The organism is Streptomyces sp. NPDC002868 (assembly GCF_055563295.1).
On the sequence record NZ_JBVHDR010000001.1, the window covers coordinates 711333 to 725631 of the forward strand.

A 14299-nucleotide genomic window follows, 5' to 3' on the forward strand; every position below is an offset into this window, starting at 1 on the left:
GGTCCGAATGCCACGTCCGTTCACGCTCTTCACCGGCCAGTGGGCCGATCTGCCGCTGGAGGAGGTCTGCCGGCTCGCCCGCGACTTCGGTTACGACGGCCTCGAACTCGCCTGCTGGGGCGACCACTTCGAGGTCGACAAGGCGCTCGCCGACCCTTCGTACCTCGACGGGCGGCACGCGCTGCTCGAGAAGTACGGCCTCACGTGCTGGGCGATCTCCAACCATCTGGTCGGCCAGGCGGTCTGCGACAGCATCATCGACGAACGCCACGAGGCGATCCTGCCCGCCCGCATCTGGGGCGACGGCGAGGCCGAAGGCGTACGGCAGCGGGCAGCCGCCGAGATCAAGGACACCGCGCGGGCCGCGGCCGCCTTCGGGGTGCGTACCGTCATCGGTTTCACCGGATCGTCGATCTGGCATCTGCTGGCGATGTTCCCGCCGGTGCCCGAGCGGATGATCGAGCGCGGATACGAGGACTTCGCCGAGCGGTGGAACCCGATCCTCGACGTCTTCGACGCGGAGGGCGTGCGGTTCGCACACGAAGTGCATCCCAGTGAGATCGCGTACGACTACTGGACCACCAAGCGCGCGCTGGAGGCGGTCGGCAACCGGCCGGCCTTCGGGCTCAACTTCGACCCGAGCCACTTCGTCTGGCAGGACCTGGACCCGGTCGGATTCCTGTACGACTTCCGGGACCGGATCTACCACGTGGACTGCAAGGAGGCGCGCAAACGCCTCGACGGCCGCAACGGCAGACTCGGTTCGCATCTGCCGTGGGGAGACCCCCGGCGCGGCTGGGACTTCGTCTCGGCCGGACACGGTGACGTGCCGTGGGAGGACGTCTTCCGGATGCTGCGCTCGATCGGCTACGACGGCCCGATCTCGGTGGAGTGGGAGGACGCGGGCATGGACCGCCTGGCGGGTGCCCCACAAGCGCTTGCCGATCTGAAGCGATTCGATTTCGACCCGCCCACGGCCTCCTTCGACGCGGCCTTCGGAGGTGGCGACTAGGGCATCGGTCCAGCTCCGAGCCCGGTGGTGGATCCGCCGCCGGGCCGGTTCGGCCTGCCCGGTGACGGCTTTGTCCTGCGGTAGGGAAAAGTTGAAGTTCCCTGATGCACAAGGGCTTTCCGTCCCGGACGAACCCCGATACGGTCCATGAGGTGTACAGGACATAGGTGGTCCCCGGCGTGACGGCGCACTCCGGTTCCCACGGCGATCAGCCCGGTGCGCGGTGCAGGACGAGCACCGTCCCGAGAGCGGAACGAACGCGCTCCACCCCCAGCCCGACCGGCGATTGAGGGCAGAACACCGCCCCGCCCGTTCGACCGGCCCATCCCGGAGGACATTCGTGCACAGGAAAAGGCTCAGAGCCCGCAAGGCACTCGCACTCCTCACCAGCAGTCTTCTCGCCGCGACCTCTCTCGCCCTCACCGCGCCCCGGATCGCGGCCGCCGCCGACCCCGGGCCGGCCGCGGAAGCCGAGCAGTTCCAGCAGGTCACCCTCGCCAAGGGTGGTGAGGAGACCGGCGAACCGATGTCCCTGGCCGTACTGCCCGACCGCAGCGTGCTGCACACCTCACGCAACGGCGAGCTGCGGATGACCGACAGCGCGGGCAACACCCGTGTGGTGGGCACCATCCCCGTCTACTCGCATGACGAGGAAGGTCTCCAAGGCATCGGCCTCGACCCCAAGTTCGGCGAGAACCGCTTCATCTACCTGTACTACGCGCCCCCGCTGAGCACCCCCGCGGGAGATGCCCCGAACGACGGCACCGCCGAGGACTTCGCGAAGTTCGACGGCGTCAACCGGCTCTCGCGCTTCGTGCTCAAGGCCGACGGCACCCTCGACAACGCCAGTGAGAAGAAGATCATCGACATCCCGGCGACCCGCGGCATCTGCTGCCACGTCGGCGGCGACATCGACTTCGACGCGCAGGGCAACCTCTATCTGTCGACCGGCGACGACTCCAACCCCTTCGCCTCCGACGGATACACGCCTATCGACGACCGGCCGGGCCGCAACCCCGCGTACGACGCCCGCCGCACCTCGGGCAACACCAACGACCTGCGCGGCAAGATCCTGCGGATCAAGGTCAACGACGACGCGAGCTATTCCATCCCCGACGGCAACCTCTTCGCGCCCGGGACCGCCAAGACCCGGCCCGAGATCTACGCCATGGGCTTCCGCAACCCCTTCCGGTTCAGCGTCGACAAGAAGACCGGGATCGTCTACGTCGGTGACTACGGCCCCGACGCGGGCACGGCCGACCCCAAGCGCGGCCCGGGCGGACAGGTCGAGTTCGCCAGGGTCACCAAGCCCGGCAACTTCGGCTGGCCCTTCTGCACCGGAAACAACAACGCCTACGTCGACTACGACTTCGCGACCAAGACGTCCGGAGCCACTTTCGACTGCGCGGCACCCAAGAACGAATCGCCGCACAACACCGGTCTGGTCGACCTGCCGCCGGCGCAGCCGGCCTGGATCCCCTACGACGGCGGCTCCGTGCCCGAGTTCGGCACCGGCTCAGAGTCCCCGATGGGCGGACCCGTATACCGCTACGACGCGGCCTCCACATCCCCGGTGAAGTTCCCGGAGGCGTACGACGGAGACTTCTTCGCCGGTGAGTTCGGCCGCCGCTGGATCAAGCGGATCGAGCAGGGCGCCGACGGCGCGGTCCAGTCCATCAACCCCGTGCCGTGGACCGGCACCCAGATCATGGACATGGCCTTCGGACCCGACGGCGCGCTGTACGTACTCGACTACGGCACCGCCTGGTTCGGCGGCGACGAGAACTCCGGCCTCTACCGCATCGAGAATGCCACCGGCGGACGCTCCCCGGTCGCCGAGGCAGCCGCGAACAAGACCTCCGGCAAGGCCCCGCTGCGGGTCGCGTTCTCCTCGGCAGGCACCACCGACGGCGACGGAGACGCCTTGACCTACGCCTGGGACTTCGGCGACGGCGGCAGGTCCACCGAGGCCAACCCCACGTACACGTACAAGAAGAACGGCACCTACACCGCGACCGTCACCGCCAAGGACCCCAGCGGCCGCACCGGCTCCGCCGGCGTCCATGTCGTCGTCGGCAACACCGCCCCCAAGGTGACTCTCGAACTCCCGGCAGAGGGAGCGCTGTTCAGCTTCGGCGACGAGATCCCCTTCAAGGTGAAGGTCACCGACCCGGAGGACGGGACGATCGACTGCGCCAAGGTGAAGGTGACGTACATCCTCGGCCATGACAGCCACGGCCACCCGGTCACCTCGGCCAACGGCTGCACCGGCACCATCAAGACCTCGGCCGACGGCGGCCACGACCCGAACGCCAATATCTTCGGAGTCTTCGACGCCGAGTACACCGACGGCGGGGGCGGCGGCCAGGCCGCGCTCACCAGCCACGACCAGGCGCAGCTCCAGCCGCGCCACCGGCAGGCCGAGCACTACAACAACTCCTCGGGCGTCACGCTCCAGAACAAGGGCAGTGCCCACGGCGGCAAGACGGTCGGCGACATCCACAACAACGACTGGATCTCCTTCAAGCCCTACAACCTGACCGGATCCACCAAGCTCACCGCCCGTATCTCCTCCGGCGGCGTCGGCGGCGTCGGCGGCTTCCTCGAGGTGCGCACCGGATCGGCGGACGGCCAGATCCTCGGTTCCGCACCGGTGCCCGTCACCGGCAGCTGGGACAACTTCCAGGACATCGACGTACCGCTGCGGGCGGTGCCGAAGCGGACCACCGAACTGTTCCTGGTCTTCAAGGGCGGCGACGGAGCGCTCTACGACGTGGACGACTTCGAGCTCTCCAACAGCGCACCCGACCGGACCGCCAAGCGCGTCCTGGTCTTCTCCAAGACCGCCGGCTTCCGCCACGACTCCATCCCGGCCGGCGTCGCGGCACTCAGGGAACTCGGCAAGGACGGCAACATCACGGTCGACGCGACCGAGGAGGCGGACCAGTTCACCACCAGCAACCTCGCCCGGTACGACGCGGTCGTCTTCCTGTCCACCACCGGTGACGTGCTGGGTGCCGAGCAGCAGAAGGCATTCGAGAACTACGTCGCCACCGGCGGCGGCTACATGGGCGTGCACGCCGCAGCCGACACCGAGTACGACTGGAAGTTCTACGGCGGGCTCGTCGGCGCGTACTTCGCCTCCCACCCGCAGATCCAGCCCGCCACCGTGCGGGTCGAGGACCACACCCACCCGTCGACCACGCACTTGGACGACGCCTGGGAGCGCACCGACGAGTGGTACAACTACCGCACCAACCCGCGTGGCCAGGCCCGGGTGCTGGCGACCCTGGACGAAACCACCTATCAGTGCGGCACGATGAAGGGCGACCACCCGATCGCCTGGTGCCAGACATACGAGGGCGGCCGCGCCTTCTACACCGGCGGTGGCCACACCAAGGAGTCGTACGCCGAGCCGGCCTTCCGCCAGCATCTGCTGGGCGGCCTGCGCTACGCATCGGGCCAGGTCAAGGCCGACTGCAAGCCGCAGACCGGATACCGGCCGATCTTCAACGGCAAGACGCTGGACGGCTGGAAGCAGGCCGGGCCCGGAAAGTTCAACGTCGTCGACGGCGAACTGCGCACCGAGGGCGGCATGGGCATGCTCTGGTACCAGGCCAAGGAGCTGAAGTCGTACTCGCTGAAGCTCGACTGGAAGCTGGCGGGCGACGACAACTCCGGTGTCTTCGTGGGCTTCCCGTCCTCCGACGACCCCTGGTCGGCGGTGAACAACGGCTATGAGGTGCAGATCGACGCGACGGATGCGGCCGACCGCACCACCGGCGCCGTCTACGGCTTCAAGTCGGCCGACATCGAGGCCCGCGACCGCGTCCTGCGGCCGCCGGGCCAGTGGAACAGCTACGAAATCCGGGTGCAGGGTGAACGGCTCCAGGTCTTCCTCAACGGCGTGAAGATCAACGACTTCACCAACACCGACCCGGTACGCAGCCTGAAGGACGGCTACGTCGGCATCCAGAACCACGGTGCCGAGGACCAGGTGTCCTTCCGGAACATCCAACTCAGGGAGCTGCCCTCCTAGGCGCGCCCGTCAGACGACGGCGGGCGGGGTGGCGCCGTACCCCCCGCCCGCCGTCCTCCACCACACCGACATGGCAGGGAGGCAGCCCGTGACGAATGGGAATGTACGCACCGGAGTCTGGTTCGTCGGAGGCCGCGGCTCCGTGGCCACCACGGCTGTCGCGGGGTGCGCGGCGGTCACCGCCGGGCTGCATCCGCCGACCGGCATGGTCACCGAGACGGCGCCGTTTGCCGAATCCGGGCTCCCTGCCCTGTCGTCGCTGGTCTTCGGCGGTCACGACACCGCGCACTGTCCGCTGCCCAAGCGGGCCGAGGAACTCACCGCGGCCGGGGTGCTTCCGCACGGTCTGGCGGCGGCGGTGCGTGGCGAACTGACCGCCGCGGACAGTGAGATACGTCCCGGTGGGCCGCAGTCCGGCGACACGCGGCCCGACGAGGAGCTCATCGCCGCCTTCGCCGCGGACCTGGTCGACTTCCGGGCGCGGAGGGGTCTTGCCCGGGTGGTCGTCGTCAACGTCTCCTCCACCGAGCCGCAGCCCGCGCCGGACGCCGTTCGGCTGCCGCCCAGCTCCCTGTACGCGGCCGCGGCACTGCGGGTCCGCTGCCCCTTCGTCAACTTCACCCCCTCCACCGGGCTGCGCACCGCGGCCCTCAAAGACGCCGCCGCGGCAAGTGGACTTCCCCACGCGGGCCGCGACGGCAAAACAGGCCAGACGCTGCTCCGTTCCGTACTCGCCCCGATGTTCGTGCAACGCGCCCTGTCCGTACGGGCATGGTCGGGCACCAACCTGCTGGGGGGCGGGGACGGAGCGGCGCTGGCCGACCCGGCCGCGGCGGCCGCGAAGAACGCCGGCAAGGAACGCGTCCTCGCCGACACGCTGGGCCACACCCCGGAGGGCGAGGTCCACATCGACGAGGTACCGGCGCTGGGCGACTGGAAGACCGCGTGGGACCACATCGCGTTCGAGGGCTTCCTCGGTTCGCGGATGATCCTGCAGACCATCTGGCAGGGCTGCGACTCGGCGCTCGCGGCGCCGCTGGTCCTGGACCTGGCGCGACTGGTGTCCCGGGCCCACGAGGTGGGCCTGTCGGGACCGCTGCCCGAACTCGGCTTCTACTTCAAGGACCCGGACGGCGGCCCGGCGGGGCTCTCGGAGCAGTTCGAGCAACTGCTGTCGTTTGCCGACCGGCTGCGGGAGGCCAAGTGACCCTACGGGCCTGGGGGGAACTGCTGCGCGCACCTTTTTCGATGTGCCTCTCGCGCGGCTCGGCGCTGGGGCGCCTTCCCGGCTTCGAGCCACTGCGACGGACTCCGTCCGCCGGCGGGGACGGGGGCGGGGGCGGGGGCGGGGGCGGGGGCGGGGTGCTGCGGGCCTGGGCGGAACTGTTGCGCGTCTCTGCCCTGTTCACCGTCCCGGGCGACGCCATGGCCGGCGCGGCCACCCTGGGCACCCGCCCCAACCGCGGCACGGCGCTCGCGGTGGGCGCATCCCTGTGCCTGTACGAGGCGGGCATGGCCCTCAACGACTGGGCGGACCGTGAGGAGGACGCGGTGGACCGCCCGCACCGCCCGATCCCCTCGGGCCGCATCACCCCGGCGGCCGCGCTCACGGCGGCCGGCGCGCTGACGGCGGCGGGCCTGGCCCTCGCGTCCCGCGCGGGCCGCCCGGCTTTGGCGGTGGCGACAGCGTTGTCAGCGACGGTCTGGTCGTACGACCTCCACTTCAAACACACGCCCGGTGGCCCAGCGGCGATGGCTACGGCGCGGGGCCTTGACCTGGTCCTGGGAGCGGTGGCGACGGGCACGGCGCACCGGCGCGGGGGCCTGGGGCGCGGGCCCTTGCAGGAGCCGGCGAGCGGCGCGGGCGAGCGCGGGGCAGTGCTTGTCGCGTTGCCGTCCGCCGCCGTGCTCGCAGCGCATACCTACGCCGTCACCACCGTCTCGCGACGCGAGGCGCAGGGCGGCTCGACCATCGCACCGCTCGCCGCCCTCGCAGCGACCCTCGGGCTCGGCGCACTCGCGGCCCGCGAGCGGCGGGCTTCGGGAAGGGACGGGGCAGGGGAGAACCCCCAACGGCCTCCCGGAGCACCCGCAGCCGGATCCGCGCCCGCAGCCGGATCCGCGCCCGCAGCCGCACCCGGGCTCGCGCTCACCCCCGCCCGTCTCCTCGCCGCCACCTACATCCGTACCGCCGCCACCCCCCTCCTCCACGCCGCCCTCAACCCCTCCCCGCCGCTCACGCAGCGCGCCGTCGGCGGCGGCATCCGGGCCATGATCCCGCTCCAGGCCGCCCTCGCCGCCCGCGCGGGCGCCGACGCCACCGCCCTCGCGGTGATGGGACTCGTCCCGCTCGCCCGCAAGCTCGCACGGAAGGTGAGCCCGACATGAGCCCCGCCACCCCCCTCCGCCTCGGCTACGGCACCAACGGCCTCACCGACCTCCGCCTCACCGATGCGCTCGCCCTCCTCGCCGACCTCGGTTACGACGGTGTCGGACTGACCCTCGACCATATGCACCTCGACCCGCTCGCCCCCGGCCTCCCCGCCCGCACCCGCCAAGTGGCCGAGCGACTCCTCGAGTTGAACCTCGACGTCACCATCGAGACCGGCGCGCGCTACGTCCTCGACCCCCGCCGCAAACACGGCCCCTCCCTCCTCGATCCGGACCCCGACGGCCGCGCCGCCCGCACCGCCCTGCTGATTACGGCCGTCCAGGTCGCCGCCGACCTCGGCGCCCACGCCGTGCACTGCTTCAGTGGCATCACCCCCGCGGACACCGCCCGGGACACCGCCTGGGAGCGGCTCGAAGAGTCACTCACCCCCGTCCTGGACGTCGCCGCCGACGCCCGCGTCCCTCTCGCCATCGAACCCGAGCCCGGCCACCTCCTCGCCACCCTCGCCGACTTCCACCACCTCCGCGCCGTCCTCGGCGACCCCAGACCCCTCGGGCTCACCCTCGACATCGGCCACTGCCAGTGCCTGGAACCGGCGCCGCCCGCCGAATGCGTACGCGACGCCGCACCCTGGCTGCGCCATGTCCAGATCGAGGACATGCGCCGCGGCGTCCATGAACACCTCCCGTTCGGAGACGGGGAGATGGACTTCCCGCCCGTACTCGAAGCCCTCGCCGCCACCGGCTACCAGGGCCTGACCGTCGTGGAACTGCCCCGCCACTCACACGCGGGCCCCGAACTCGCCCGCGCCTCCATCGAGTTCCTCCGCTCGCAGACGCCGCTGAAGGGAGCACCGGCATGGTGACGCCGACCCGCAAAGAACTCGACGCACAGCTCCCCGACGCCGCCCGCGCCTGGCTCGACGAGGCCCTCGCCGAAGCCGCGCACGCCGCCGACGCACCCCAGGCCGCCCGGTCGCCGTATGCCGCATCCGCCTGGGAGCTCCGGTTCGCGGCCGCGGGCCGCCACTGCGGCCAGGACCACGCCGACGTCGTACGCACCCTGCTCCTCGCCGAGGCCCGGGCCGACAACGCCACCCTCACCCGCCTCTACCACCAGGGCACCGCCGCCGAACGCCGCGCCGTGCTCCTCGCCCTGCACCCCCTCGTCGAGAGCCCCGCAGCCCTGCCCCTCGTCGAGGACGCCCTGCGCACCAACGACACCCGACTCGTCACCGCGGCCGTCGGACCGTACGCCGCGGCCCACCTCGACCCGCACTCCTGGCGGCACGCCGTCCTCAAGTGCCTGTTCACCGGTGTGCCCGTCGACGCCGTCGCCGGACTGCGCAGCCGCGCCGCGGGCGACAGCGAGCTGGCCAGGATGCTCGCCGACTACGCCGCCGAGCGCACCGCCGCCGGCCGCGACGTCCCCCCAGATCTCAATCGCGTGTTGACCCTGACCGGCGAGCAGTCCGAGGAGTCCTGATGCGCATCTTCGACCCCCACATCCACATGACCTCCCGCACCACCGACGACTATCAGGCGATGTATGCCGCGGGCGTCCGCGCCCTGGTCGAACCGTCCTTCTGGCTCGGCCAGCCGCGCACCTCGCCCGCCAGCTTCTTCGACTACTTCGACGCGCTGCTCGGCTGGGAGCCCTTCCGCGCCGCGCAGTACGGCATCGCTCACCACTGCACGATCGCCCTCAACCCCAAAGAGGCGAACGACCCCCGCTGCACACCCGTCCTCGCTGCCCTGCCCCGCTATCTCGAAAAGGACTCCGTCGTCGCCGTCGGCGAGATCGGCTACGACTCGATGACCCCTGCCGAGGACGCCGCGCTCGCCGCCCAGCTCCAGCTCGCCGCCGAACACGGCCTGCCCGCCCTCGTCCACACCCCGCACCGCGACAAGCTGGCCGGCCTGCACCGCACCGTCGACGTCATCCGAGAATCCGCCCTCCCCACGGAACGCGTCCTGCTCGACCACCTCAATGAGACGACCGTAAAGCACGCCACTGACAGCGGCTGCTGGCTCGGCTTCTCCATCTACCCCGACACCAAGATGGACGAGGACCGCATGATCGCGATCCTGAAGACGTACGGAACCGAGAAGGTACTGGTCAACTCGGCCGCGGACTGGGGAAAGAGCGACCCCCTCAAGACCCGCAAGGTCGCTGACGCGATGCTCGCCGCCGGATTCACGGAGGACGACGTCGACCAGGTCCTGTGGCGCAACCCCGTCGCCTTCTACGGCCTCAGCGGCCGCCTCCAGCTCGACATCGCCGAACCGGAGCCCCTGCACGAGGGCAACTCCATCCTCCGCGGCGGGGAATGAGGAGGCAGACGTATGCGCTTCCGCCACCCCGACGGCACCACCGTCCACCTCTCCTACTGCACCAACGTCCACCCCGCGGAGACACTCGACGGTGTCCTCGCCCAACTGCGCGACCACTGCGAACCGGTACGCAAACGACTCGGCCGCGACCGCCTCGGCATCGGTCTCTGGCTCGCCAAGGACGCCGCCCACGCGCTGGTCACCGACCCGGCGGCGCTGCGCGGCCTGCGCGCCGAACTCGACCGCCGCGGGCTGGAGGTCGTCACCCTCAACGGCTTCCCCTACGAGGGATTCGGCGCCGAAGAGGTCAAATACCGCGTCTACAAGCCGGACTGGACCGACCCCGAACGCCTCGCCCACACCACGGACCTGGCCCGCCTGCTCGCCGCCCTGCTGCCCGACGACGCCACCGAGGGCACCATCTCCACCCTCCCGCTGGCCTGGCGCACCCCCTTCGACAGCGACCCGGCCGCGGCCGCCACCGCCCACGCCGCGCTGACCACTCTCGCCGAGCGCCTCGACGCCCTCGAGGAACTCACCGGCAAGTCGATCCGGATCGCGCTCGAACCCGAGCCCGGCTGCACCGTCGAGACCACCGCCGACGCGATCGCCCCGCTCACCGACGTTGCCACGGCAACTGCCGGAAACCGCATCGGCATCTGCATCGACACCTGCCATCTCGCCACCTCCTTCGAAGACCCGCACACCGCCCTCGCCGCCCTCGCAGCGGCGGGCGTCACCATCCCCAAAGCGCAGCTGTCCGCCGCACTCCACGCCGAAGAACCCCACCTCCCCGAGGTACGTGCCGCACTCGCCGCCTTCGCCGAGCCCCGCTTCCTCCACCAGACCCGCACCCTTTCCCGAGCTCTCCGAGCTGGGGAGACCCCATCCGCCGCGGGACTGCGCGGCACCGACGACCTCGGCGAAGCCCTCGCCGGGGACGCGCTGCCCGACGGCGCCCCCTGGCGCGCCCACTTCCACGTCCCCCTTCACTCCCCGCCCGCCCCGCCGCTCGCCTCCACCCTCCCCGTACTCCAGGAGACGCTGACCCAGCTCGTCGGCGGACCCACCCCCCACACCCGCCACCTCGAGGTCGAGACCTACACCTGGCAGGCCCTGCCGCCCGAGCTGCGCCCCCGCAACCGCACCCAGCTCGCCGACGGCATCGCCGCCGAACTCACCCTCGCCCGCGACCTGCTGGTCGACCTCGGTCTCAAGGAGCTGCCATGACCGACGCCACGCACCCCACGCCCACCCCCCTGCTGGTCCTGGACGTCGTCGGCCTCACCCCCCGGCTCCTCGACCACATGCCGCACCTCAAGTCCCTGGCCCGGTCCGGCTCCCAGGCCCCCCTGTCCACCGTGCTGCCCGCCGTGACCTGCGCCGCCCAGTCCACCTTCCTCACCGGCGCGCTGCCCGCCGAGCACGGCATCGTCGCCAACGGCTGGTACTTCCGCGAGCTCGGCGACGTCCTGCTGTGGCGCCAGCACAACGGCCTCGTCTCCGGCGACAAGATCTGGGACGCCGCCCGCCGCGCCCACCCCGGCTACACGGTCGCCAACATCTGCTGGTGGTACGCCATGGGCGCGGACACCGACATCACCGTCACCCCCCGTCCCGTCTACTACGCCGACGGCCGCAAGGAGCCCGACTGCTACACCCGGCCCCCCGCTCTGCATGACGAACTCACCGAGAAATTCGGCACCTTCCCTCTGTTCCACTTCTGGGGCCCGGGCGCGGACATCGTCTCCAGCCAGTGGATCGTCCACGCGACCCGCCACATCATGCGCACCCGCAACCCCGATCTGACCCTGTGCTACCTCCCGCATCTCGACTACGACCTGCAGCGCTACGGCCCCGACGACCCCCGCTCCTACCGGGCGGCCGCCGAGCTCGACGCCGCCATGGCCCCGCTGCTCGACGACGCCAAGCAGGAGGGCCGCACGGTCGTCGCCCTCTCCGAGTACGGCATCACCCGCGTCAGCCGCCCCGTCGACATCAACCGTGCCCTGCGCCGCGCCGGCCTCCTGGAGGTGCACACCCAGGACGGCATGGAGTACCTCGACCCGATGGCCTCCCGCGCCTTCGCCGTCGCCGACCACCAACTCGCCCATGTCTACGTACGCCGACCGGAGGATCTCGAAGCCACCCGCGAAGCGCTGGCGGACCTCCCCGGCGTCGAGCAGCTTCTCGACGACGAGGGCAAGAAGAGCCACGGCCTCGACCACCCGCGCTCCGGCGAACTCGTCGCCGTCGCCGAACCCGACGCCTGGTTCACGTACTACTACTGGCTCGACGACGCCCGGGCCCCCGACTTCGCCCAGCTCGTCGAGATCCACCGCAAGCCCGGCTACGACCCCGTCGAGCTCTTCATGGATCCCCTCGATCCGTACGTACGTATCAAGGCGGCAAAGGCGATCGCCCGTAAGAAGCTCGGCATGCGCTACCGCCTCGCGGTCGTGCCCCTCGACCCCTCACCTATTCGAGGCAGCCATGGCCGCCTCCCTGCGAGCGACGACTGTGAGAACGGACCGCTCATCCTGTGCTCCACCCCCCGCGCTGTAAGCGGCCGCGTCGCGGCCACCGATGTGAAGTCCCTGCTGCTTCAACTCGCTGGTCTCCACTGAACCAGACGCCACTGACAACGAGGAGTTATCCACATGAGCCGCACGAGCAAGAACAGCGACCCCGAACTCACCCACAGGCTCAGCAGACGCGGCATGCTCGGCGTCGCAGCCGGTGCCACCGCCGCCGCGCTCCTGGGCGCGGCCGCTCCCGCCTCCGCCGCCCCCGCGGAGGCCGCCCAGACCAAGGGCCGCGGCCGCCCCGTCCTTCCCCCCGGCCGCCTCGGCATCCAGCTCTACTCGCTGCGAGACAAGGTCTCCACCCTCGGCTTCGCCAAGGTCTTCGCCGAGCTGGAGCGCTACGGATACGACGAGGTCGAGTACGCCGGTTACACCCAGGGCTCCGCGGGCGCCATCACCCTCGCCCAGCTCAGGCAGCTGACCCGCGACCACGGACTGCGTGCCATCGGCAGTCACGTCGGCTACTACTCCAGCGACCCGAACGCCTACACCTTCGCCCAGAACCTCGACAAGGTCCTCGACGACGCCCAGGCGCTCGGCCTCAAGCACATCGGCACCGCGTCCGGACCCTTCCGCTACGGCTCCACCGTGGACGGCTGGAAGCGGGCTGCCGAGGAGTTCAACACCTATGGAGCAGCCGCCAGGAAGCGCGGCATGAAGTTCTACCAGCACAACCACGCCGAGGAGTTCTCCTTCGCCACGGACAAGCCGGAGGTCCGTCTCTACGACGTGCTGCTCGCCGAGACCGACCCCAAGCTCGTGTATCTGGAGATGGACATCTACTGGGCGTACGTGGCCCAGTTCCGCTTCGGCAAGCGGGTCGACGGCACCCCCGCCCCCTTGGACCCGCTGAAGTACGTCCTCAAACAGCCGCACCGCTACCCGCTCTTCCACGTCAAGGACGGCGAGCACAACGAGGCGGCCCGCGACGGCTACACCATGGTGGACGTCGGTGACGGAGACATCGACTACAAACGCTTCATCTCGGCGGTGAACAAGACTCACGGCGGCCGTCGCGACCACCACTGGCAGGCCGAGCACGACAACCCGGTCGAGTCGTTCGCCTTCGCCCGCAAGTCCAGCGCGCACCTCCACTCGCTCCGGGAGGAGGACTGCTAGGAGCTCGTCGAAAATCCTGCTACCGGCCAGTAGAGGGAACGTAAGGTTCTGTCCATCATGGGACGCGAGCATGCCAAAGGCCCTCCGGCCGTACGGGACGGAGGGCTTTCCCTGAGCTGTCCCGAGACCCAGGAGAACCCCCCATGCATGCAGGCAAGTGGAGAATCCGGTCGGTGGCGGGTGTCGCCGCACTCGCGTTCACCATGGCCACCCCGGTGGCAACCGCCGCGGACCCGGCCACTTCGGACCGGCCGGCGGCCAAGGCCGCTTCCACCGCGCAGCAGGCGAGCGGTTCCGAGCTCCTTGGCGATGTCGACTACGCGACCTGGCAGCGCGATGTCGCGGCCGTCATCGATGTCGCCCGCCCCTACATCGAGCAGCGCACCGCGAACGCCGGCGGCAAGAAGCAGGCCATCGTCCTCGACATCGACAACACGTCGCTGGAGACGGACTTCCACTACTTCTGGGAGCTGCCTACCCCGCCCGTGAAGCCGGTGCTCGACCTCGCCCGGTTCGCGGAGTCCCGCGGCGTGGACATCTTCTTCGTCACCGCCCGCCCCGGCATCATCTACTCGCTGACCGAGTACAACCTCGAGAAGGTCGGCTACCCGGTCGACGGTCTGTACGTGCGCGACCTGCCCGACCTCTTCAGCGAGGTCAGCAAGTACAAGACCGGCAAGCGTGCCGAGATCGAGGCGAAGGGCTACACGATCATCGCCAACATCGGGAACAACACCAGCGACCTGGTGGGCGGTCACGCCGAGAAGACGTTCAAGCTGCCCGACTACAACGGCGACCTCTCGTAGGTTCTCCTTCGCG

The 14299-nt window shown here is 70.3% G+C and carries 11 protein-coding genes; all 11 read left to right on the top strand.

Annotation, left to right across the window (positions count from 1 at the left end):
• The first annotated feature begins 7 nt into the window (after positions 1 to 7).
• The 11 genes from ACZ3H8_RS03360 to ACZ3H8_RS03410 all read left to right on the top strand — a co-directional run bounded on the left by ACZ3H8_RS03360 (position 8) and on the right by ACZ3H8_RS03410 (position 14286).
• A complete protein-coding gene (locus ACZ3H8_RS03360; protein ID WP_467396781.1) occupies positions 8 to 1012 on the top strand; it encodes a sugar phosphate isomerase/epimerase family protein in 1005 nt (334 codons plus the stop codon).
• Between the two features lie 340 nt (positions 1013 to 1352).
• A complete protein-coding gene (locus tag ACZ3H8_RS03365; RefSeq protein ID WP_467396783.1) occupies positions 1353 to 5051 on the top strand; it encodes a ThuA domain-containing protein in 3699 nt (1232 codons plus the stop codon).
• 70 nt (positions 5052 to 5121) lie between these two features.
• On the top strand, positions 5122 to 6258 hold the full coding sequence (locus ACZ3H8_RS03370) for an inositol-3-phosphate synthase (protein ID WP_467396785.1): 1137 nt from the start codon (positions 5122 to 5124) through the stop codon (positions 6256 to 6258).
• A 41-nt stretch (positions 6259 to 6299) separates the two neighbouring features.
• Positions 6300 to 7439, top strand: a complete 1140-nt coding sequence (locus ACZ3H8_RS03375) for an SCO3242 family prenyltransferase (RefSeq protein WP_467396787.1) — start codon at positions 6300 to 6302, stop codon at positions 7437 to 7439.
• Positions 7436 to 8308 (top strand): sugar phosphate isomerase/epimerase family protein, encoded by an 873-nt coding sequence (locus ACZ3H8_RS03380; RefSeq protein WP_467396789.1) that lies wholly within the window; start codon positions 7436 to 7438, stop codon positions 8306 to 8308. The genes ACZ3H8_RS03375 and ACZ3H8_RS03380 overlap by 4 nt, the downstream gene beginning before the upstream one ends.
• Positions 8302 to 8928, top strand: a complete 627-nt coding sequence (locus ACZ3H8_RS03385) for an EboA domain-containing protein (protein WP_467396791.1) — start codon at positions 8302 to 8304, stop codon at positions 8926 to 8928. Before ACZ3H8_RS03380 ends, ACZ3H8_RS03385 begins: the two co-directional genes overlap by 7 nt.
• The gene (locus tag ACZ3H8_RS03390) at positions 8928 to 9776 is read left to right on the top strand and encodes a TatD family hydrolase (protein WP_467396793.1); all 849 of its coding nucleotides are present in this window, start codon (positions 8928 to 8930) and stop codon (positions 9774 to 9776) included. Before ACZ3H8_RS03385 ends, ACZ3H8_RS03390 begins: the two co-directional genes overlap by 1 nt.
• Before the next feature lie 12 nt (positions 9777 to 9788).
• On the top strand, positions 9789 to 11006 hold the full coding sequence (gene eboE / locus ACZ3H8_RS03395) for a metabolite traffic protein EboE (RefSeq protein ID WP_467396795.1): 1218 nt from the start codon (positions 9789 to 9791) through the stop codon (positions 11004 to 11006).
• Entirely contained in the window at positions 11003 to 12403 is a 1401-nt protein-coding gene (locus tag ACZ3H8_RS03400; protein ID WP_467396797.1) for a nucleotide pyrophosphatase/phosphodiesterase family protein, read from the top strand. Before eboE ends, ACZ3H8_RS03400 begins: the two co-directional genes overlap by 4 nt.
• Positions 12404 to 12436: 33 nt before the next feature.
• Positions 12437 to 13480: a sugar phosphate isomerase/epimerase family protein gene (locus ACZ3H8_RS03405; protein ID WP_467396799.1), complete on the top strand. Its 1044-nt coding sequence runs from the start codon at positions 12437 to 12439 to the stop codon at positions 13478 to 13480.
• A gap of 143 nt (positions 13481 to 13623) precedes the next feature.
• Positions 13624 to 14286 carry an HAD family acid phosphatase gene (locus ACZ3H8_RS03410; RefSeq protein ID WP_467396801.1) on the top strand — a complete coding sequence of 221 codons (663 nt, stop codon included), beginning with the start codon at positions 13624 to 13626 and terminating at the stop codon, positions 14284 to 14286.
• Positions 14287 to 14299 lie beyond the last annotated feature (13 nt).